Origin of the sequence: Streptosporangium sp. NPDC000509 (assembly GCF_042898365.1) — a bacterium.
Classification (GTDB): domain Bacteria; phylum Actinomycetota; class Actinomycetes; order Streptosporangiales; family Streptosporangiaceae; genus Streptosporangium.
Map to the genome: position 1 here is coordinate 386118 of NZ_JBIAYX010000001.1, position 21501 is coordinate 407618.

General features: G+C 71.0%; 19 protein-coding genes. 6 read left to right on the forward strand and 13 right to left on the reverse strand.

All coding sequences use genetic code 11. The features are described from left to right. Positions 1–399: 399 nt before the first annotated feature. The 3 genes from ACFY3D_RS01430 to ACFY3D_RS01440 are packed head-to-tail and all read left to right on the forward strand — an operon-like array spanning position 400 to position 5068. Entirely contained in the window at positions 400–1377 is a 978-nt protein-coding gene (locus tag ACFY3D_RS01430) for a MoxR family ATPase (RefSeq protein WP_350948092.1), read from the forward strand. After that, positions 1374–2630, forward strand: coding sequence for a DUF58 domain-containing protein (locus ACFY3D_RS01435; protein WP_389973433.1), 1257 nt, complete (start codon positions 1374–1376; stop codon positions 2628–2630). The genes ACFY3D_RS01430 and ACFY3D_RS01435 overlap by 4 nt, the downstream gene beginning before the upstream one ends. Further along, positions 2627–5068 (forward strand): transglutaminaseTgpA domain-containing protein, encoded by a 2442-nt coding sequence (locus ACFY3D_RS01440; RefSeq protein WP_389973436.1) that lies wholly within the window; start codon positions 2627–2629, stop codon positions 5066–5068. The genes ACFY3D_RS01435 and ACFY3D_RS01440 overlap by 4 nt, the downstream gene beginning before the upstream one ends. Positions 5069–5420: 352 nt before the next feature. Here the strand turns inward: ACFY3D_RS01440 and ACFY3D_RS01445 are convergent, their stop codons facing one another. The 7 genes from ACFY3D_RS01445 to ACFY3D_RS01475 all read right to left on the reverse strand — a co-directional run bounded on the left by ACFY3D_RS01445 (position 5421) and on the right by ACFY3D_RS01475 (position 11567). After that, complete coding sequence (locus ACFY3D_RS01445) at positions 5421–5825, reverse strand: DUF3040 domain-containing protein (RefSeq protein ID WP_350948148.1); 405 nt, start codon at positions 5823–5825, stop codon at positions 5421–5423. 147 nt (positions 5826–5972) lie between these two features. Next, positions 5973–7193 carry a DNA polymerase IV gene (gene dinB, locus ACFY3D_RS01450; protein WP_389974346.1) on the reverse strand — a complete coding sequence of 407 codons (1221 nt, stop codon included), beginning with the start codon at positions 7191–7193 and terminating at the stop codon, positions 5973–5975. A 55-nt stretch (positions 7194–7248) separates the two neighbouring features. After that, the gene (locus ACFY3D_RS01455; protein ID WP_389973440.1) at positions 7249–8007 is read right to left on the reverse strand and encodes a class I SAM-dependent methyltransferase; all 759 of its coding nucleotides are present in this window, start codon (positions 8005–8007) and stop codon (positions 7249–7251) included. A 301-nt stretch (positions 8008–8308) separates the two neighbouring features. Continuing rightward, the gene (nusB, locus tag ACFY3D_RS01460; protein WP_389973443.1) at positions 8309–8719 is read right to left on the reverse strand and encodes a transcription antitermination factor NusB; all 411 of its coding nucleotides are present in this window, start codon (positions 8717–8719) and stop codon (positions 8309–8311) included. Next, positions 8719–9279 (reverse strand): elongation factor P, encoded by a 561-nt coding sequence (gene efp, locus ACFY3D_RS01465; RefSeq protein ID WP_362507015.1) that lies wholly within the window; start codon positions 9277–9279, stop codon positions 8719–8721. Before efp ends, nusB begins: the two co-directional genes overlap by 1 nt. A gap of 25 nt (positions 9280–9304) precedes the next feature. Continuing rightward, the gene (locus tag ACFY3D_RS01470) at positions 9305–10441 is read right to left on the reverse strand and encodes a M24 family metallopeptidase (protein ID WP_389973446.1); all 1137 of its coding nucleotides are present in this window, start codon (positions 10439–10441) and stop codon (positions 9305–9307) included. Positions 10442–10526: 85 nt separating this feature from the next. Further along, complete coding sequence (locus ACFY3D_RS01475; RefSeq protein ID WP_350948085.1) at positions 10527–11567, reverse strand: LLM class F420-dependent oxidoreductase; 1041 nt, start codon at positions 11565–11567, stop codon at positions 10527–10529. Between the two features lie 191 nt (positions 11568–11758). Here ACFY3D_RS01475 and ACFY3D_RS01480 point away from each other — a divergent pair, with 191 nt between their 5' ends. Next, positions 11759–12652: an endonuclease/exonuclease/phosphatase family protein gene (locus ACFY3D_RS01480; protein ID WP_362895499.1), complete on the forward strand. Its 894-nt coding sequence runs from the start codon at positions 11759–11761 to the stop codon at positions 12650–12652. Between the two features lie 229 nt (positions 12653–12881). Here the strand turns inward: ACFY3D_RS01480 and ACFY3D_RS01485 are convergent, their stop codons facing one another. The 5 genes from ACFY3D_RS01485 to ACFY3D_RS01505 form a co-directional block, all read right to left on the reverse strand. Beyond that, positions 12882–13493, reverse strand: a complete 612-nt coding sequence (locus ACFY3D_RS01485; RefSeq protein ID WP_389973449.1) for an NTP transferase domain-containing protein — start codon at positions 13491–13493, stop codon at positions 12882–12884. Further along, entirely contained in the window at positions 13490–14596 is a 1107-nt protein-coding gene (locus ACFY3D_RS01490; protein ID WP_389973452.1) for an XdhC family protein, read from the reverse strand. Before ACFY3D_RS01490 ends, ACFY3D_RS01485 begins: the two co-directional genes overlap by 4 nt. After that, entirely contained in the window at positions 14589–15803 is a 1215-nt protein-coding gene (locus tag ACFY3D_RS01495; RefSeq protein WP_389973455.1) for a VWA domain-containing protein, read from the reverse strand. The genes ACFY3D_RS01490 and ACFY3D_RS01495 overlap by 8 nt, the downstream gene beginning before the upstream one ends. Positions 15804–15906: 103 nt before the next feature. Then, positions 15907–16812, reverse strand: a complete 906-nt coding sequence (locus ACFY3D_RS01500) for an AAA family ATPase (protein ID WP_389973458.1) — start codon at positions 16810–16812, stop codon at positions 15907–15909. Beyond that, a complete protein-coding gene (locus ACFY3D_RS01505) occupies positions 16806–16979 on the reverse strand; it encodes a hypothetical protein (RefSeq protein ID WP_389973461.1) in 174 nt (57 codons plus the stop codon). Before ACFY3D_RS01505 ends, ACFY3D_RS01500 begins: the two co-directional genes overlap by 7 nt. Positions 16980–17092: 113 nt before the next feature. Here ACFY3D_RS01505 and ACFY3D_RS01510 point away from each other — a divergent pair, with 113 nt between their 5' ends. Both ACFY3D_RS01510 and ACFY3D_RS01515 read left to right on the forward strand, forming a co-directional pair. Beyond that, positions 17093–18433 (forward strand): TrkH family potassium uptake protein, encoded by a 1341-nt coding sequence (locus tag ACFY3D_RS01510; RefSeq protein ID WP_389973464.1) that lies wholly within the window; start codon positions 17093–17095, stop codon positions 18431–18433. Next, on the forward strand, positions 18426–19094 hold the full coding sequence (locus ACFY3D_RS01515) for a TrkA family potassium uptake protein (protein WP_362895510.1): 669 nt from the start codon (positions 18426–18428) through the stop codon (positions 19092–19094). The genes ACFY3D_RS01510 and ACFY3D_RS01515 overlap by 8 nt, the downstream gene beginning before the upstream one ends. Before the next feature lie 69 nt (positions 19095–19163). On the opposite strand, the gene ACFY3D_RS01520 is transcribed toward ACFY3D_RS01515, so the two are convergent. Continuing rightward, positions 19164–21398, reverse strand: a complete 2235-nt coding sequence (locus tag ACFY3D_RS01520) for a glycoside hydrolase family 9 protein (RefSeq protein ID WP_389973467.1) — start codon at positions 21396–21398, stop codon at positions 19164–19166. Positions 21399–21501 lie beyond the last annotated feature (103 nt).

The following is a 21501-nucleotide window of genomic DNA, read 5'->3' on the forward strand; positions in this document are numbered from 1 at the left end:
TGATTCCACGCCTCTTCACGACGGGTTTCGCCGACATTTCCCCAGTTCAAATGGGGTGGTGCGGAGTGGAGGGGGTAAGCGGCCCCTCGTACGCCACGGGCGTGTCGAGTAAGGCCGCCAAATAGACTATGGATCATGAAATAAGTCGGATCGCGGCGAAGAATGATGGAAGGCGGGGAGCCCCGCACCGTTCCGGAATCGGCGCACCCCGGCACGTGGTCGCGACCACCACGTCGCCCGCTATGACCGTTTACCCGGAATCAGCCCTGATGACCGCATAAAGTCGCCGTGGGAACGTATGGCGCCGTAGTGTCGGAAGGCAGAATGAGTTACGGGATCGCAAAGATTCCGCAACGGTACCCCCTCGGCGCACAACCGCCGCACCCTCATGGAGGCCTGGTGGCAGTAACACATGACGTCTCACCACAGCTCGATGATCTTGTGGTCACCGCGCACCGGATTCGTGAGTCGATCGAATCGGTGATCGAGGGCAAGAGCGACGTCGTCCGCCTGACCTTGACCGTACTGCTCGCCGAGGGACACCTCCTCATCGAGGACGTGCCCGGAGTCGGCAAGACCATGCTCGCCAAGGCGCTGGCGCGGTCCATCGACTGCCCGGTGCGCCGCGTGCAGTTCACCCCCGACCTGCTACCGAGCGACATCACCGGGGTGAGCGCCTACAACCAGCAGACCAGGGAGTTCGAGTTCAAGCCCGGCCCGGTCTTCGCCAACATCGTGGTCGGTGACGAGATCAACCGGGCCTCGCCGAAGACCCAGTCGGCGCTGCTGGAGTGCATGGAGGAGCACCAGGTCACCGTCGACGGCGCGACCTACCGCCTGGACTCCCCCTTCATGGTGATCGCGACGCAGAACCCGATCGAGATGGAGGGCACCTATCCCCTTCCCGAGGCACAGCGCGACCGGTTCACCGCCCGGATCGCGATGGGCTATCCCGCCCCCTCCGCGGAGCTGGAGATGCTCGACGTGCACGGCGCGGCCTCCCCGCTGGACAAGCTGGAGCCGGTGGCCACCACCGAGCAGGTGAAGGCCCTGATCGAGGCGGTGCGCGGGGTCTACGTCTCCCAGCCGATCAAGAAATACGCGATCGACCTGGTGACCGCCACCCGTCAGTCCCCCGACCTGAGGCTGGGCGCCTCCCCCCGCTCGACCCTGCAGCTGGTCAGGGCGGCGCGGGCGCACGCCGCACTCGCGGGCCGCGACTACGTCATCCCCGACGACCTTCAGGATTTGTGCGCCCCCGTGCTCGCGCACCGGCTGCTGCCCAGCATCGAGGCCCAGGGGCAGCGCCGCCCGCCCGAGCAGGTGATCGCCGACCTGGTCCGCCGGGTGCCCGTGCCCGAGGCCCAGGCCCGGTGACCTCTGGCCTCAAGGCGCTCACCGCCCGCGGCCGGTCCTTCCTCGCGTCCGGCGTCGCGGCGCTGTTGTGCGCCTTCATCCTCGGCGAGCACGACCTGCTCAGGATCGGCGTGCTGATCGTCTCGCTGCCGCTGCTCGCGGCCCTGGTGGTCGCCCGCACCCGTTACCGGCTGAGCTGCGCCCGGCGCCTGGACCCGCCCAGGACCGAGGTGGGCAGCGAGGCCACCGTGACGCTGCGGCTGGAGAACATCACCCGGCTGCCGACCGGACTGCTGATGATCGAGGACACCGTTCCCTACGCCCTCGGCGCCCGGCCCAGGTTCGTGCTGGACCGGGTGGAGGCGCAGGGCATCCGGGAGATCGACTACCGGGTCCGCTCCGACCTGCGCGGACGCTTCACCATCGGGCCGCTCTCCATCCGGATCAGCGACCCCTTCGGCCTGGTCGAGCTGACCAGGTCGTTCACCATCACCGACACGCTCATGGTGACGCCCCAGGTGGTGGCGTTGCCCCATGTGCGCCTGTCCGGTGAGTGGACGGGCGGGGGCGACAGCCGTACGAGAAGCGTCGCGGCCGCGGGAGACGACGACGTCGCGCCACGCGAGTACCGCCAGGGCGACGACCTGCGTCGCGTCCACTGGCGCTCGACCGCCAGACACGGCGAGCTGATGGTGCGGCGCGAGGAGCAGCAGTGGCAGAGCAGGGGGGCGCTGCTGCTGGACACCCGGCGCTACGCCCACCGGGGTGAGGGCCCGCGCTCGTCGTTCGAGGCGGCGGTCTCGGTCGCGGCCTCCATCGGCGTGCACCTCGCCCACGAGGGTCTCGGCCTGCGCCTGGTCACCGACCAGGGGGCCGAGCAGCTCACCGACAGCGGGCTGAGCCTGTCGCTGCTGGACACCCTGGCCGTCGTGCGGAACAGCACGGCACGATCACTGGAGTACGGCGTCGGCGCGCTGCGGCAGGGGGGCGGCGACGGCCTGATCGTCGCCGTGCTCGGCAAGATGGACCTCGACCAGGCCCAGGAGCTGGCCAGGGTCAGGCACGGCAACATGACCGGCGTGGCCGTGCTGCTGGACGTCGAGGGCTGGGAGAATCCCGAACTGGGCGAGGACGAGGAGTTCCGGGCGGTGCGCTCGGTGCTCACGGGAACGGGCTGGCGCGTGGTGGGGCTGCCCGCCGGCACCTCCGTCGCGAGCGTCTGGCAGGACGTCGCGCAACGCGGACGATTCGCGGCCGGCAGGAGTGGCTCATGAGACTTTCCATCGCGTCGGGCGTGGCCACGGGAGCGGTCGCGCTCGCGCTCTACCCGCTCTTCCAGGGCGGTGCCTGGTTCTGGTCGAGCCTGGGCGCCATCCTGGTCGTGACCGGGGTCGGCATGCTGGCCGGTCACTACACGCTGCCCGGCTGGCTGGCGCCGCCCGTGCAGGTGCTCGCGGTGTTGCTCTATCTCACGGCGGTGTTCGCCGGGGACGAGGCGTGGGCGAGGGTGTTTCCCACCTGGGACTCGCTCGACAGGCTGGACGAGTTGCTGACGACGGGCTTCGCCGACATCCAGCGGTTCGCCGCCCCCGTGCCCGACAACGCCGGCATCGTCCTGCTCACCTGCGGCGGTGTCGGCCTGATCGCCGTCCTGGTGGACCTGCTCGCCGCGCGGCTGCGCAGGGCGGCGCTCACCGGGCTGCCACTGCTGGCGCTGTTCACGGTCCCGGCCGCGGTGATCGTCGAGCCGATCAGCTGGCCGGCGTTCATCATCGGCGCCCTGGGCTACCTGGGGATCCTCGTCGCCGACGGACGGGAACGGGTCGGCCAATGGGGCCGCGCGGTGCTGGTGCGCCGCACGTCGTCCTTCACCGCCACCCGGCCGAACCCCGCCGACACCGGGCCGCTGCGGCTCTCGGGCAGACGCATCGGCTTCACCGCGATCGCGCTCGCCGTCCTGCTGCCCGCGCTGCTGCCCACCCTTGAGCCCGACCCGCTGTTCAATTTCGGCGTGGGCAACGGCAGAGGCGGCGGCGGCAACTCGATCAGCATCCCGAACCCCATGGTCAACCTGCGCGGCCAGCTGTCGCTGCCGGAGAACTCCACCGTCCTGACCTACCAGGCCAGCGACAGCACGCCGCGCTACCTGAGGATGTACTCGCTCGACGTCTTCGACGGCGAGCAGTGGACGATGTCGGAGCCCAGGGGCCGCCCCGAGGACCGGACCTCCGAGGCGCCGATGCCGCCGCCTCCCGGCCAGGGCGCGAACGTGCCCGTCACGCCCGCGACCGTCACCGTCACGGTGAGCCCGCAGGTCAGGAGACTGAGCTTCCTCCCCCTGCCCTACCCGGTGTCCAAGGTCACGGTGGCGGGCGACTGGCGTCCCGACCGCGACACGCTCATGGTCTTCTCCACGCGGAACACCGCGGGGGGCCTCACCTACCAGGCCCTCACCGCCGAGCCCGAGGCCACCGCGGACAGGCTCAAGGCGGCACCCTCGCCCGCCACGGCGATCAGGGACCGATACCTGACGCTGCCGGAAAACCTGCCCGAGGAGATCAGGCAACTCGCCCTCAGGGAGACCAAGCAGGATGCCGGCCCGTACGAGCAGGCGATCCAGCTGCAGGAGTTCTTCACCAAGACCGGCGGGTTCACCTACAGTCTGGCCACCCAGGGGCACGACGGCCCGGCGCTGACGGACTTCCTGATCCGCAACAGGACCGGCTACTGCGAGCAGTTCGCCGCCTCCATGGCGGTGCTGGCACGCGTTTTGGGCATCCCCTCCAGGGTCGCCATCGGTTACACCGGGGGCAGCGTCACCTCCGAGGGGTGGCAGGTGCGCACCCATGACTCGCACGCCTGGCCCGAGCTGTACTTCGAGGGCGTCGGGTGGCTCCGCTTCGAGCCCACCCCGGCGGGCGGAGCGGGTCAGGGCAGCGCGACGGTGCCGTCCTACACCCGCCCCGAGGTGGCGCCGGCCACCCCCGACGAGCCGAGCGCGGCACCGTCGTCGGCCCCCGACGACTCCGACTCGCCCACCGGCGCGGCGGACGACCGCCGCCGCGAGCAACTCGACCGGGACTCCGGTGGCGCGCTGATCCCGGTGGACGAGGGAATGCCGCCCGCTGCGAAGATCGGCATCGGGGTCGCGATCGCGCTTCTGGTCGCGCTGATCCCCGCGCTGATCCGCTGGCAGCTGCGGGCCCGCCGAGGCAGGTCCTACTCACGGCCGGTGAGGGGCCCCGGGGGCGAGGGTTCGGCCGTCCCCGATCCCACCGCCGTCGCGCCCGCCGCGGTCAGGGAGATCCGCTGGGAGCCGGCGGTGACGGCCGCGTGGGCCGAACTCGACGACGCCCTGTGCGACTACGGGATGTCGCGGCAGGTGAGCGAGAGTCCGCGCGCGCTGGCCAGGCGGCTGGCCGAGCAGTACGTGTTCGAGCCGGAGGCCGCCACCGCGCTGGCGAGGATCGCCGCGGCGGTGGAGCGGATGCTCTACGCCAGAACGGCGGGCGAGATCGGTACCCTGCGCGAGGACATGCGCACCGTGCGGCGGGCGCTGGCGGCCACCGTGACCCGTGGCAGACGGATCAGGGCGGTGCTGCTACCGCCCTCCACGCTCCTGCGGGCGCGGGCGATGGGCGGGCGGGTGCTGGACGGTTTCGACCGGCTGGAGAACATCCGGCTGCGCCGACCGGTCAGGAAGGGCGCCTGAGCCCTCCGGTGATCGGGACGCGACATCGCGCCCCGATCACCGGGCTTCCGCTGCCGACGCTGTTCACGGTCCCGGCCGCGGTGATCGTCGAGCCGGTCAGCCGACCGGCGTTCATCATCGGCGCTCCGGGCTACCCGGGGATCCTCGTCGCCGACGGACGGCGAGGCAGGCGCCGCCGGGGCACGCGAGAGGGACCCCGGGGACGACACGGTGCGACACCGCGAACAAGGCGATGGACGACGCGCTGAACGACACAAGGGGTGACGCGGGCCGCTCCCATGCGGGAGTGACCCTCGTCGGCGTAGAGAGATCGTCGGGGGGATCCTCTGGGGAAGGTGACGCCCCCGCCGGGCTAGCGCTCGTCGTTGCGACGGCGCCAGCGCTCCTCCATACGTTCCATGAAGCTCTGGCGGGAGCCGCCGGGACGGCGCCCCCCCTTGCCTCGCGGCTGATCGGGCGACGTGGCCGCGTTGGCCTCACCGAACCCGTTCATCCGCTTCCAGCTGGACAGACCCCACAGACACGCGGCGAGCATGACCACGAAACCGCCGACGCCGAGCGGGATGTTGATGATCACAACGCCGACCATCAGCAGGACGACACCCAGGATGAAGCCGATGGAGGCTTTCACCAGGCGGCGCCTGTAATGGCTGCGGGGATCACTGATCCTGACGGTATTGGCCCACTTCGGGTCCTCGGCGTAGAGGGCCTGCTCGATCTGGTCGAGCAAGCGCTGCTCGTGCTCAGAGAGCGGCACGGCGCCTCCCAAGGACAGCCCCAGGACGGGGAAGACGGTGACGGACGACACGGGGTGTCCGAACCTCGCGGTCGGTTATCCCCAGAATACGAGGCTGTAGACGTAGACGAAAGAAAACGTCCAACGTAGTCCAAACCGGAGGCCGCGTCATGGGTCTATTCCATCAAACGGCGGGCGAACAAGGGAGGCCGGGAGGACGGCATCGCGACCGAATCTGCGGGCCGCCCTGTCCATCGCCCGCTCGGCCTCCCGCCAGCCCGTCTCGCGCTCTCCGAGCCCGAGCTGCCGGGTCGCCCCGGCGGCCGGGCCGAGGTTCTCCACCCGCACACCGACCAGTCTCAGCCTGGTGTTCTCCAGGCCGGAGGCGGCGTAGAGGGCGCAGGCGACCTCGTACAGGACCTTGGCGACGTCGGTGGGCTCTCGCAGGCTCCTGGACCGGGAAAGGGTGGTGAAGTCGGCGCGACGGAGCTTGACGCTGATCGTGCGGCCGACACTGCCACTCTCCCTGAGCCTGGCGGCGACCCGCTCGGAGAGGCGGAGCAGCTCCCTGCGGATCTCCACGGGATCGGCGATGTCTGTGGCGAAGGTCTCTTCCGCGCCGATGCTCTTGTCGGGGACGTACGGGGTCACCGGGCGTTCGTCGCGCCCCCAGGCGAGCGCCGCCAGGTGCGCGCCGGCCGCCTGGCCCAGATCCCGCTGGAGCGTCTCCACAGGGACCCTTGCGAGGTCGCCGACGGTCTTGATGCCGAGGCGGGCCAGTGACCGCTCGGTGCGCTCTCCGACGCCCCACAGCGCCGCCACGGGCAGCGGGTGCAGGAAGTCGACCACCCTGTCGGCGGGCACCACGAACAGGCCGTCGGGCTTGCAGTGCCGCGAGGCGAGCTTCGCCACGAACTTGCTGCCGGCGACCCCGACGGAACAGGTGACGCCCTGCTCTCGCACGACCTGCTCGCGGATCATCCCGGCGATCGCCGCCGGTGGGCCGAGGCGCTTGCGGGCCCCGCCGACGTCGAGGAACGCCTCGTCGGAGGCGATCGGCTCGACCTCGGGGGTGTAGGTGTGGAAGATCTCCATGACGCGCCGGGAGACCTCCGCGTATTTGCCCCGGCTCGGCGGGATGATCACCGCTTGGGGGCAGAGCCGTCGGGCCCGGGTCATGGGCATGGCCGAGTGCACCCCGAATCTCCGGGCCTCGTAGGTGGCGCTGAGCACCACCCCGCGCGCCCCGGGCGCGCCGATGATGACGGGAGAACCCCGGAGCTCGGGACGGTCACGCAGCTCGACGCCCGCGTAGAAGGCGTCCATGTCGACGTGGAGGATCGGGCAGCCGCTGTCGTCCGTCCCCAGATCGGCACCCGGACGCGGCATCTGCTGCTTTCTCGACACCCCGCCATCCTACGGGAACACGCGTTCGATGTGGCGTTCACCGGTGGCCAAGCATGTGCAGTTGGGTGGCGATGTCGCGGAGCACCGGGTGCGCCGCCGCCGCCTGCTCCAGGGCGACCAGGGCGCGGGCGGCTCCGGGCTCGCCGTCGAGCAGCCTGCTGGGCACCAGGTCGGCGAAGACCCGCACACCGTGCACCTCGCCGGGCGTGAGACCCGCCGCGGCGAGAAGCCGCTCCAGTGCCTCTCGGGTGAAGCGCCTGGGCGTGGGGTCGCGGTCGCCCCAGCGGCCCTGAGGGTCGTCCAGGACCTGGAGTGCCTCGTCGAACCTGCCGGCGATGGAGCGGTGGAGCGCGGCGGCGAGCGGGTTGGCGGCGAGCACGCTGATCACGCCGCCCTCGCGCAGCAGGCCGGCCATCGCCCGCACCGCGCCGTTCGGGTCCTCCACGTACTCCAGCACGCTGTGGCAGAGCACCAGGTCGGCCCCGCCACCCGGGAGCAACTCCCCCAGGTCCACGGCGTCACCCTGGAGGGCGCGCACCTCCACCCCCGCCTCCGCCGCGCGGCGCTCCAGCGCGGCGAGCGAGTCGGGGCTGGGATCGACGACCGTCACGGCGTGCCCCAGGTCCGCCAGGGGAACGGCGAAACCGCCCGTTCCGCCCCCGGCGTCGACGATGTCGAGCCGCTCACGGCCTGTCGCGGCCACCCGCTCGGCCAGCACGGCACTCAGGACGTCCCACACGACCGCTGTGCGGACCGCGGGGGTGCCCGCCTGCCGTGAGATGCCTACGGCGTGCAACTTCAGATCGCCTCCTCGTTCGGTGACGAGCCCAGCCTACGCGGCGCGCCCCCCGGTGCGGCCCAAGGAGTATCCATACTCGTACTTGATCGAGTCTTTTTCCCGGCTCGGACGGATCCCATGGGCAAGCCGGGAGAAAAGGGGACACCCCGGACAGGGGTACGCCAGGGCGGGGAGACCCGGAGATCCGGGCCCCCGCGGGGCGACCGGCGAGGCCTCTCCTGCCCCTGACCGGGTTTCCCTCGGCCGGGACGGTTGTTCCCCGCCGAGGTTTTCCCGGTCGACGTCCGGCGCAGGACCGCTAGAGCGCCAGGGACGGCTTGAGCTGCTTGAAACGGGCCATCAGCCCGTTGACGAACTGCGGCGACTCGTCGGTCGACAGCTCGGAGGCCAGGCTGACCCACTCGCTGATGACGACGCCCTCGGGAACGTCGGGCATCCACAGCAGCTCGTAGGTGCCGCCGCGCAGGAGGTTGCGGTCGACCGCGGGCATGCGGTCGAGCGTCCAGCCCTCGGAGTAGGTGGTGATCAGCTCGTCGATGCGCGACCGGTGCCTGCACACGCCCTCGACGATCGTCGTGGTGTATTCGTTCACGGGCGGCTCGGCCCGCTCGATGCGCTCGGCGAGGACACTCAGCGGGTCCTGGCCACGCGCCTCGGCCTCGAAGAGGATGTCGAGCGCGCGCCTGCGCGCCTTACCTCGTGCCGACATCAGGCGCGGCCGAGATAATCGCCGGTGCGGGTGTCGACCTTGACCTTCTCACCGGTGGTGATGAAGAGCGGCACCTTGATCTCGGCGCCGGTCTCCAGCGTGGCGGGCTTGGTGCCGCCGGTGGAGCGGTCGCCCTGGAGGCCGGGCTCGGTCTCGGCGACGAGCAGCTCGACGGCCGCGGGCAGGTCGACGTAGAGGACGTTGCCCTCGTTGATCGCCACGGTGGCCAGCATGTTCTCCAGCAGGTAGTTGGCCGAGTCGCCGACCGCCGTCCTGGAGACGTTGAGCATGTCGTAGGTCTCGGTGTCCATGAAGACGTAGTCGTCGCCGTCCATGTAGGAGAACTGCATCTCGCGCTTGTCGACGTTGGCCACCTCGACCTTCACGCCCGCGTTGAAGGTCTTGTCGACGACCTTGCCGGATAGCACGTTCTTGAGCTTGGTGCGGACGAACGCGCCGCCCTTGCCGGGCTTGACGTGCTGGAACTCCACGACGGCCCAGAGCTCACCGCCGTCGAGCTTGAGCACCAGGCCGTTCTTGAGGTCGTTCGTCGTCGCCACTAGTCTCTCCTGCGTACGGCCGCTCTTAAAGGACGAGCAGCTCTTTGGTCGTCCGTGTGAGAAGTTCCGGTCCGCCATCGCGCACCACGAGCGTGTCCTCGATGCGAACGCCGCCCCTGCCGGGAAGGTAAACCCCTGGCTCGACGGTCACCGGAACTCGATCCTCAAGTCTAGCGTGCTCAAGGTCGCGCTCCGGCTCTCTCGAAGATCGTTCCGGCTTCGGAGAACCTTCCCGCTCTCCCCGGGAGTCCTGCGGGTTCCCGGGTCTCGCCGGTGACAGGAACGGCGCCTCGTGGATCTGCAGCCCGACGCCGTGGCCGAGGCCGTGCTTGAAGAACTCCCCGTACCCCGCCTCCACGATCAGGTCGCGGGCCGCGGCGTCCACCTCGTGGAGCGCCGCGCCGACCCGCGCGGCCAGGCTCCCGGCCCGCTGGGAGGCGCGGACCAGGTCGTACAGCTCGCGCTGCCACCCCGCGGGCTCGCCGATCGCCACGGTCCTGGTCATGTCCGCGTGGTAGCCCCGGTACAGCGCCCCGAAGTCCATGGTGACCAGGTCGCCGCGCTCCAGCGGCCGGTCCGAGGGCGAGTGGTGCGGGATCGCGCCGTTGGGCCCGCTCGCGACGATCGAGTCGAAGGCGAGCCCCTCCGCGCCCAGTTCCACCATCCGGCGCTCCAGCGCCCTGGCGACCTCCTTCTCGGTCAGTCCGGGACGCAGGCCGGGCACGACCTCGTCGAAGGCCCGGCCGGTGAGCTCGCACGCGGTGCGGATGAGGTCGATCTCGGCGTCGTCCTTGACCGTGCGCACCGACTCCACGAGCCCGGACAGGCGCGGCAGTCCTCCGCCCAGCCGGAAGTAGTCGGTGACGGACATGTGGTCGGCCTCGATGCCCGTCCGGCCGTTCTCCGGCAGCAGGGCCCCGGCGACGTCGGGCGCCTCGATCACCTCCACGTCGGCGCAGACGCGCCGGGCGGCCTCGATGTAGCGGGAGTCGGTGGCCAGGGTGGCGCCGGCGTCGGCCCTGACCAGGACGGCCGCGTTGGAGCTGGCCAGGCCGGTCAGGTAGCGCACGTTCACGACGCTGGTGACCAGGATCGCGTCCGCCCGGTGAGCGGGCAGCAGGGCCGCGAGGCTCGCGCGGCGCCGGGCGTGGGTGGCGGTCATGGTAGGCATGTTATTAACCGATTTGACCAATGTCGTCACCTTAGTCCTGCGATAATCCTGCGACCCTGGGCGTACCCGGCCGGCGTCAGGAGGCGAGTTCCCTCACCCTCTCGATGAGCCGGACGCGCTCCTCGTGGGTGCCCGCGAGCGGGGCGACGTTGACGGTCGTGACACCCGACTCGCGCATCGCCTGCAGGCGCTCGCGGACGTGCCCCTCCGAGCCGATCAGGGACGTCCTCTCCAGCAGCTCGTGCGGTACGAGCGCGGCGGCCTCGTCCTTCCTGCCCTCCAGGTAGAGGTTCTGGATCTGCTCGGCCTCCTTCTCGTAGCCGTACCTGCGGGCGAGGTCGTTGTAGAAGTTTCTGCCCTTGGCGCCCATACCGCCGATGTAGAGCGCGGCCATCGGGCGGCCCAGCTCCAGCCAGCCGGAGACGTCGTCGCCGATGGCGAGCGGGGCCTGGGCGATCACGTCCAGCTCGCCCAGCGCCGGGTCCCGCCTCGCCCCGCCCGCCGCCAGGGAGGCACCCCACACGTCGGCGGCCTTCTCCGGCACGTAGAAGATCGGCTCCCAGCCCTCGGCGAGCTCGGCGGCGAGCTCGACGTTCTTGGGACCGATGGCGGCGATCACGACGGGGATGCGCTCGCGGACCGGGTGGTTGATGAGCTTCAGCGGCTTGCCCAGCCCCGTTCCCTGGTCCGCGGGGAGCGGAACGGTGTAGTGCCTGCCCTCGTAGGTCAGGCGCTCGCGCCGCCAGACCTGACGGCAGATCTCGACGACCTCGCGGGTACGGCCGAGCGGCGCGGTGTAGGGAACGCCATGGAAGCCCTCGACGACCTGGGGGCCCGAGGCTCCCAGGCCGAGGGTGAAGCGGCCGTCGGAGACGTAGTCCAGGCCCGCGGCGGTCATGGCCAGCAGGGCGGGGGTGCGGGAGTAGACGGGCAGGATGCCGGAGGCGATCTGCAGCCTCTCGGTCCTGGCGGCGATGTAGCCCAGCTGACTGACCGCGTCGAAGCTGTACGCCTCGGCGACGAAGACGATGTCGAGCCCGGCCTTCTCGTAGTCGGCCAGCTCGGCCACCGTCTCCTTGAAGCCCCCCGAGTAGTTCAGGGCCATACCGATGCGCATCGTGAGATCGTCCTTCCGCGGTGCCGACAAAACCGAATGTTATTCCGTCGCCTCGTCGGCAAAGGCTATCGACTCACCGCCGAAGCACCAAGCCCCGCGCCGCCGCCATCGGGCCGGTAGCCTACGCATTCCGGGGTAGGGGACCCCGGAGGTGGGGGCGGGTCACCACCACAGGGCGGACGAGGAGCGGTGTGCTGAGGCAGTCGATCGTCGTGGCGGCGGCAGCGCTCGCCCTCACGCTCGGAGGGCACCGGCTCCTGCCGGAGCTGGGCGGTTTCACGCCCGTGCTGGAGAGCCTGCTCCCATGGCTCGGGGTGGCCGTGCCGATCCTGCTGATCTGCGCGCTGGCCACCCGTTCGTGGCAGGTGATCGTCGCCGCGCTGGTCCCGGCGACCGTCTGGGGCCTCATGTTCGGTCCGGCGCTGCTGCGCAGCCCGCCCGGCGGACCCAGCGACCTCTCGGTCGCCACCCTCAACGTCGGCGCGACCAACGCCGCCTCCGCCGAGGCCATGCGGTCCGTCTCCAAGGGCCGCGACCTGGTCGCGGTGCAGGAACTGACCGCCGGCGGCCCCGCGGCGAAGTTCCTCAACGACCACTTCCCCCACCGCTACCGGATCGCCACGGTCGGCCTGTGGAGCCGGTTCCCGATCGCCGAGGCACGAAAGGCCGACATCGGCCTCGACTGGGCGCGGGCACTGCGCGCGGTGGTCGTCACTCCCAAGGGCAGGGTGACCGTGTACGTCATGCACCTCGCCTCCGCCCGTCCGGGACAGACCGCCCAGCGCGACGAGACCCTCGCCCACGCCCGCAGGATGGTCGACAGGGACGACAGCGAGCACCTGCTGCTGCTCGGCGACCTCAACACCGCCACCACCGACCGCAAGCGTTCCGGCCTGGTGCCGCCGCTGTCGGACGCCCAGCAGGAGGCCGGTACCGGATTCGGCTTCACCTGGCCCGCGTCCTTCCCCGTCACCCGCCCCGACCACATCCTGTACCGCGGCATGATCGCCACCAGCGCCGGCGTCGAGCGGGCCGCGGGCAGCGACCACCGCGCCGCCGTCGCCTCCCTGCGCCTGGCCGCCTAGGAAAGCCCCGGGAAACCGGCGCACCGCCGTCCCCTTTATTGCGCCTGACCGCCCAGGTCAGCCCGGGAAACCGGCGCACCGCCGTCGCCTCATTGCGCCTGACCGCCCAGGAGACCGGTCGGGTGACCGTACGGAGCGTTGATCGACACCGGGCGAGGCCAGGCCGATCCGTCGCGACCCTCGGTTCACCCGAGGCCGAACATCGCCCGGTCCTCACCCGACCGGCGCCCTAGAAACCCGGCGCTCCCGGGCGGGCACGGAGGGCGGACAGGTCGGCCGGGGTGTCGATGTCGGCGGGGTCGGCGACGTCGTCGCAGGGGACCGCGACGACCAGTTCCGGATGGGCCCTCAGGAACGGGCGGGCGCCCGCGTCCCCGGTCGCGAGCCTGGCGACCTCCTCGAAGTGCTCCCTCGCGATCAACACCGGGTTCCTCCGCGCGCCGCCGTAGGTGGCGACGGCGACCGAGGCGCCCCGCCGCGCGGCCTCGATGAGCCGCTCCACCGCCCGCGGGCCGACGAACGGCTGGTCCACCAGGGCGATCACCACGTGCTCGGCGACGTCCGGGATCGCGTTCAGTCCGGCCCTGAGCGAGGAGCCCATCCCCGAGCTCCACTCCGGGTTGTGGACGGTCACCGCTCCCCCTATCCGCACGGTGGCCGCGCCGAGCACCACGACCACGGGACGGCAGCCGCCGTCGTGGAGCGCCCTCACCCCGCGATCCACCAGCCGCTCCCCGTGGAAGTCCACCAGCGCCTTGGGAGTGCCGAGCCGCGAGCCGGATCCGGCGGCGAGCAGCAGTCCCGCGCTCGCCGCACGCCCACCGATCTCCGCTGCGCTCACCCGCCGGGCCCCTCGCCGTGGATCCTGCCGGAACCGTCGGTCAGCGGCCGGCCCGATCCGCCCCAGCGCAGCTGGATCAGCTCCGCGGCGATCGAGATCGCCGTCTCCTCCGGCGTGCGCGCGCCCAGGTCCAGCCCGATCGGCGAGCGGAGCCTCTTCAGCTCGGCCTCCCCCATCCCCGCCTGCGCCAGCCGGGCCAGCCGGTCCTCGTGCGTGCGGCGCGAACCCATCGCGCCGACGTAGCCCGCCGGGGTGCGCAGCGCGACCTCGAGCAGGGGGACGTCGAACTTGGGATCGTGGGTGAGCACGCAGATCGCGGTCCGCTCGTCCACGACGGTCGAGGTGAGATAGTCGTGCGGCCACTTCACGACCACCTCGTCCGCCTCGGGGAAGCGCTTGGCCGTGGCGAACACCGGCCGGGCGTCGCACACGACCACGTGGTAGCCGAGGAACTTGCCGACCCTCGCGACCGCGGCGGCGAAGTCGATCGCGCCGAAGACCAGCATCCTGGGCGGCGGCGCGAAGGACTGGACGAAGACCGACAGCTCGTCGAGCCGTCGCTCTCCCCTCGCCCCGTACCTGCGGATGCCCGTCAGTCCCTGCGCGAGCATCCCCCTGACGTCGTCGTCCACCGCGTCGTCCAGCCGGGTCACCCCCAGGGAGCCTGAGGAGCGGTCGGGCCAGATGACCCGGCGGGTGCCGACCGCGCCCGGCCCCGACAGAACGGTCGCCACCGCCACCGGCTCACGCCGCAGTACCGAGGCGGCGACCTCCCCCAGTTCGGGGAAGGTCTCCCTGGAGACGGGCTCGACGAAGATGTCCAGGATGCCGCCGCAGGTCAGGCCGACGGAGAAGGCGTCGTCGTCGCTCACCCCGTACCGCTGCAGGACGGGCGCGCCCGAGGAGACCACCTCCCTGGACAGCTCGTAGACGGCGCCCTCGACACAGCCGCCGGAGACGCTGCCCTCGGCCTCGTCGCCGAGCACCGCCATGGACGCCCCCGGTGGCCGGGGCGCGCTGCGGAAGGTGTTGACCACGGTGGCCAGGCCGAACGTCTCTCCCGCCTCCCACCATCGCAGGATCTGTGACAGAACGTCACGCATGCGTACCTCCAAGCAGCGTCGCCAGTTCCTCGAACGCGGCCAGGCTGTGCCCGGCCACGAAGTCGTCGATGTGGGGAAGCGCGGCCCGCATCCCGGCGGTGAGCGGCCGGTAGCCCTCCCTGCCCTTGTGCGGGTTCACCCAGATCACCCGGTGGGCCGTACGGGACAGCCTGGCCATCTCCGCTCCCAGCAGCGAGACGTCGCCGCGCTCCCAGCCGTCGGAGGCGATCACCACCACCGCCCCCGCCGCGTCGTTCAGCGCCAGAAGGCGCCGCAGCTCCTCCCCCAGACGGGTGCCGCCGCTCCAGTCGGGAACGGCGCGGGAGACGGCGTTCATCGCGGTCTCCGGGTCGCGGTGGCGAAGCTCGGCGGTGAGCCGGGTCAGCCGGGTGCCGGCGCTGAACACCTCGGTGGCACCCGGCTCCGACCTGACCAGCGCGTGGGCGAGGCGGAGCAGCGTGTCCGCGTACGGGGTCATGGAGCCGCTCACGTCGACCAGCAGCACGACCCTGCGCGGCCTGGTCCGGTGCGCGCGGTAACGGAGCCCGGCGATCTCCCCTCCTCTGCGCAGGGTCTCCCGGACGGTCGCCGGGCCGTCCAGCCGCCCTCGGCGCGAGGGCCGGAAACGCCGTGACGCGCGCCGCTCCCTGCCCACCCGCAGCAGGGCGAGCAGCCGGTGCGCCTCGGCGAGCTCCGCCGCCGTCATCCGGGCCACGTCCCGGGTGCGCAACACCTCCGTCGCGCTCGCGGTCGACGCCAGAGCGGGAGGCTCGCCGCCCTGGCGGTGCTCGGGGCGTACCTCGGGCCTCGCCGCGGTGTGCCGGGTGACGGTGACCGCCTCCGCTCTCGCACGGCCCGCCCGCAGCCCTGCGAAGTAGGCGCGGAAGACCCGGTCGTAGCGGGGCAGGTCCTCGGCCGAGGCGCACAGCGTGACCCTGCCCGCCCAGTAGACGTCGCCGGGCCTGGAGGCGTCCAGGTGGGACAGGGCACGCAGCAGGCCCTGGGTCCGCTCGTGGTCGGCGGACACCCCCGCGGCGCGCAGCGTCCTGGCGAAACCGGTCATGACCGCGACCAGGTCCTCCCCCGCGCCGAGTCCGGAGGGAAGCGCCGCGAGAGGGGCCCCACCGTCCGGAGCGGCCCGGGTGACGGGAGGAACGCCGGTCGAGGGGAGTCCGGTCGAGGCAGTCCCGGTCGGCGGGATTCCCACCGAGGGAGAGCCTGCTGGGAAAGCACCGGTCGCGGGAGGCCCGGTCGGCGGAACACCGGTCATGGGAGACCCGGTCGGCGGAACACCGGTCGGGGGAACGCCGTCAGCGCCGGGACGCACCGAGGAATCCCTTCCCGAGCACCGTCTCGTGGTCCTCCCTGTGCTTGAGCAGGGCGCCCAGCGAGGCGGCCGCCAGGTCGGGGTCGAGCTCACGGGCGCCGAGGGCGAGGAGTGCCTCGGTCCAGTCCAGGGTCTCGGCGATCCCCGGCGGCTTGATCAGATCGGCCTCGCGGAGCCGCCCCGTCGCCGTGGCCACCTGCTCGGCCAGGATCTCCGAGCACTCGGGAAGCCTCCTGCGCAGGATCGCCACCTCCCTGTCGAAGGAGGGGTGGTCCAGCCAGTGGTAGAGACAGCGTCGTTTCAGCGCGTCGTGCACCTCGCGGGTGCGGTTGGAGGTGAGCACGACCACCGGCGGCCGCGCGGCGCGGATCGTACCGAGTTCGGGGACGGAGATCGCGAAGTCCGAGAGCACCTCCAGCAGGATCGCCTCGAACTCCACGTCGGCCCGGTCGACCTCGTCGATGAGCAGCACCGCGGGCTGGGTCTCGATCGCCCTCAGCAGCGGCCTGGCGATCAGGAATCTTCGGTCGTAGACCTCGCCCTCCAGCCGGGCGGCGTCGGTGACGCCCTCTGCCTTGGCCGCCTCGGCCGCCTTCAGGTGCAGGAGCTGGCGGGCGAAGTCCCAGTCGTAGAGCGCCTGGGACGCGTCGAGCCCTTCGTAGCACTGCAGGCGGATCAGTGGCGCGTCGAACACCTCGGCGAGGGTCCTGGCCAGCTCGGTCTTGCCGACTCCCGCCTCGCCTTCGAGCAACAGCGGGCGGCCCATCCGCAGCGCGAGGAAGGTCGCCGTGACGAGCCCTTCGTCTGCCAGGTATGACCGCTCGTCGAGCAGCTCCGCCAACTGCGCGGGCGACTCCACATTGGATGTCTCGATTGTCCGCCTCACCACCACCTCAGGCTACGCCCGTCGGCGGGGTCCCAGCGTGACCACACCGCACCACACCGCGCCCCGGCTCCCGCGCCTGCCCGCCCGGCGGCGGCGTCGCAGGCCCGCATCGTCGCCGGCGGGCCCCCGGCCTGCTCGGTGCTCGGGACGAGCTTCAACATTTCCGTCACCGACGCCTCGTTGGCGATATCGCCCGGTAGTCGTGGAAGGATCGCATCGTGCAGGACCGTTCCGCGTTTCCTCCCGGCCCAGAAGGACCGGGCCTTCACGCTGCAGGTGTTGAGTGAAGAACCTGCTCGACCGGATCAACACCCCGTCCAGGGCCGTCGTGCTGGCGTTCCTGGCGGTGGTCCTCGTCGGTACGGGGCTGCTTTCGCTACCGGTCGCGGTCGCGGCGGGTGAGAGCGTCTCGTGGACGTCGGCCCTGTTCACCGCCACCTCCGCGGTGTGCGTGACCGGGCTCGCCGTGCACGACACCGCGACGCACTGGTCGTTCTTCGGCGAGATCGTGCTCATGGTGCTGATGCAGATCGGCGGCTTCGGGATCATGACGCTCTCCTCGATCCTCGCGGTGATCGTCTCGGGAAAGCTCGGTCTGCGCGCCCGTCTCAACACCCAGGCCGAGACCAAGACCCTCGGTCCCGGCGACGTACGGAAGGTGATCGCGGGGGTCGCCAAGGTCACGCTGGTCGCCGAGGCGCTCACCGCCACGGTGCTCGCCGCCCGCTTCATGATCGGGTACGGGGAGCCGTTCGGCCGCGCCGCCTATTACGGGATTTTTCATGCGATCTCAGCGTTTACCAACGCCGGATTCGCGCTCTGGCCGGACAGCATGATGAGGTTCGTCACCGACCCGTGGATCTGCCTCCCGCTCATCACCGCGGTGGTCGCCGGAGGTCTCGGCTTCCCCGTCTACGCCGTGCTGCGGCAGAACTGGCGCCGCCCGGCGCGCTGGACACTGCACGCCAAGATCACACTGGGGATGACCGCCGTCCTGCTGTTCGGCGGGGCGGTGGCCATCACCGCCACCGAGTGGAACAACCCGGGAACGCTGGGTCCCCTCTCCCCCGGCCTGCGGATCATGGCCGGGTTGTTCCACAGCACGATGACCCGCAGCGGTGGCCTGAACTCCGTGGACACCTCCCAGATGAGCGAGAGCTCCTGGCTCATCAGCGACGTGCTGATGTTCATCGGAGCGGGCAGTGCGAGCACCGGGGGCGGCATCAAGGTGACGACGTTCGCGCTGCTCGGATTCGTGATCCTCGCCGAGTTGCGCGGCGAGCCCGACGTGTCGGCGGGCCGCCGCCGCGTTCCCGAGCAGTTGCAGCGGCAGGCGCTCACGATCGCCCTGCTGAGTGTGGCGTCGGTCGCGATGGGCACGTTCGCCCTGATGACGGTGACACCGTTCAAGCTCGACCGCGTACTGTTCGAGGTGGTCTCCGCCTTCGGCACGGTCGGGCTCTCGACCGGGATCACCGCCGACGTCGGCACCGTGGGACACCTCATCCTGACCATCCTGATGTTCGTCGGGCGGCTCGGTCCGGTGACCCTGGGCGCCGCGCTGGCACTGCACGTACAGACCCGTCGGTTCCGATACCCGGAGGAGCGTCCCCTCGTTGGTTGACAGGAAGGGCCGCAGCGACGCGGTCGTGGTGATCGGCCTCGGCCGGTTCGGCGGCGCGCTGGCGGCGGAACTCGTGAGCCGCGACGTCGAGGTGCTCGGCGTCGACAGCGACCCCAAGAACGTGCAGCACTTCTCCGGGCGGCTCACCCACGTGGTGTGCGCCGACTCCACCGACCCCGACGCCCTCGAACAGCTGGGCATCAGGGAGTTCGGCAGGGCAGTGGTCGGCATCGGCACCGACATCGAGGCGAGCATCCTGACCACCTCGATCCTCACCGACCTGGGAGTGTCCGACATCTGGGCGAAGTCGATCAGCCTGCAGCACAGCCGGATCCTGCGGCGGGTCGGCGCGCACCACGTGGTGCAGCCGGAGCACGACATGGGCGAGCGGGTCGCGCACCTCGTCACCGGGCGCATGCTCGACTACGTCGAGGTCGACGAGGACTACGCCATGATCAAGACCCTCGCGCCCCGGTGGGCCGACGGCAAGAGTCTGAGCAGCCTGGGCATCCGCAGCGAGTACGGGGTCACCGTGGTCGGGATCAAGAAACCCGGCGGCAAGTTCACCTACGCCACCTCCGACACGGTGATCCACAACGGCGACACCCTGCTCGTGGCGGGCGACACCGACAAGGCCGAGCGGTTCGCCGAGGAGACCTGAGCGCGGGAACGCGCCGGTGCGGACCGGAACTCGGCCCCGTCGCGCACCGGCGGGTTCCCACCACGCCGCCTACCGGGCGGTGCAGGTCATCCCGGTGGGGGCGGTGTTGGCCCCGGACCAGGCGCCGTTGAACCCGAAGGAGGTGGTGCCGCCCGAAGACAGCGCCCCGTTCCAGGACAGGTTGACCACGGTGACGGCCGAGCCGCTCGCGGTGTGCGAGCCGTTCCACAACTGGGTGATGGTCTGGCCGCTGGGGAAGGTCCACGCGACGGTCCAGCCGGTGAGCGCGGCGGTGCCGGTGTTCTTCACCTCGACGTTGGCTCCGAAGCCGCCGTTCCACTGGTTGGTGACGGTGTAGGTCGCGGCACAGGCCTTTCCGGCCGGTGTCGGCGTCGGGGTCGGAGTGGGCGTCGGGGTGGGCGTTGGGGTCGGGGTCGGAGTGGGCGTCGGTGTCGGCGTCGGCGTCGGGCCGCTGGTGCCGGCCTTTTCGGCCGTCCAGGCGCCGACCCAGGCCAGGACCGCGTTCCAATTGATGGCGACCTCGTTCACCGACCAGGCGTCGATGTCGTCCAGGTAGCACTTCTGCGGCCGGCAGCCGCTGAGGCGCTGCTGGGCGACCGGGTCCTCCAGGCCGCTGTTGGGACCGCCGGCCAGGGCGCCGGGCGGCGCGATGGGCAGGGAGGAGTTGATCTGGTTGGCCCAGAACCGATGGTGGACGTTACGGGAAGGCTTGTCGCCGTAGCCGGTGACGTAGGAGTAGCCCGTCGGGTTGCGGCCGAGCTGGTACGCCATCGTCTCGAACACCCCGGTGCGGAACCGCTCGGCGCCGGAGAAGTCGTGGGCCAGGGCCAGCACGACGGTGTTGTTGAGGATCAGGTTGTTGGACCCCCAGATGTAACCGCCGCCGGACGGCTGGAAGGGCACCGGGTAACCCTGGCCGCGCATCACGTTCAGCAGGCCGTCGGCGGCCGAGACGAAGGAGGCCCTCAGCTGCTGGCCGATGGAGGAGGTCAGGCCGTTGGGCACCAGCGCCAGGGTGATGTCGCCCAGGCTGCCGACCTCCGCCCACAGGGCGCCCTCGTTCGTGAAACTGCGTCCGTAGTACAGCGAGGAGGAGGTCAGGTCGGTGCGGTAGGCCTGTTTGCCGGTGGTGGTGTACAGCTCGGCGGCGGCCCAGTAGAACTCGTCGGTCACCTTGCCGTCGGCATAGGAGCCGCCGCCGGTGCCGTCGGAGGCCGGGGCGAACCGCGAGGGGTTGGCCTTGGCCGCGGCGTAGGCCTTCTCCGCCGCGGTCAGGCAGCGGGCGGAGAAGGCGGAGTCGATGGACGCCCACACCCGGGCGCACTGGGCGGCCGCGGCGGCCAGGTTCAGGGTGGCGGCGGTGCTGGGCGCCGACAGCACCCGGGCCTCGGGGTCCTGGGCGGGCAGCAGCGGCAGCCCGGTCCAGTTGGCGTCGTGGATCTTGTGGTGGGCCATGCCCGCCAGCGGGCGGCCGTCGGGGACCTGCATCTTCAGCAGGAAGTCGATCTCCCAGCGGGCCTCGTCCAGGATGTCGGGCACGCCGTTGCCGCGCTCGGGGATGGACATGGTGCCGTCGGCGAAGGCGCCGGTGTCGGCGCCGGGGATGTTCTTGGCCCGCTCGTAGGTGTTGACCAGCTGCCAGGCGGACATGCCGCCGTTGATCACGTACTTGCCGTGGTCGCCGGCGTCGTACCAGCCGCCGCGCACGTCCAGCCGGTAGCCGCAGTCGCTGCGGCACGGCACGTTGTTGTCACCCTGGTTGGGAGAGACGTTCAGGTGGCCGGCGGCGCGGGCGTACTGGCTTCCCCCGGCGTACTGGGAGGTGATCGCGATGCCGCTGCGCTGGTGGTAGAAGAACGCCAGCGCGTCGTAGGGCAGCTTCTTCCAGGCGGCGGTGCCGATGTCGAAGGGGTGGCTGGACTCGTTGTTCACCGTGAGCACGTAGTTGGTGCCGGTCCCGGTGTAGGACGAGAAGTCGATCTTGTGGACGGAGTCGCCAGAGGGTGAGTCGGCGCCGAAGACGGTCGTGGTGCCACTGGACACCACCTGGTCGGAACCGTTCAGCAGGCTCCAGGTCAGCGGTGATCCCGAGTTACTGATCACGGTCGCCTGCTTGGCCGCGCCGGGCGCGTAGGCGACCTGGTTGACCTTGATGTTCTGGCCGAGCGCCGGTCGGACGACGGCATGGGCGGTTCCTGTGGTGACGGCCGCGGTGATCGATACCGCGGCCAGGGCTACGGCCAGCGCCGCCGCCGACAGCCGAATCCGGCCTGACGTGTTCACGTGGAGTCCTCTCGGCCTGTACTGCGTGGGCTTCGCATCTTGGAACCCTCAGACCGGGAAAAGACAGTCACCACCATCGAAGAGAACGCTTCACGCAGCTCAC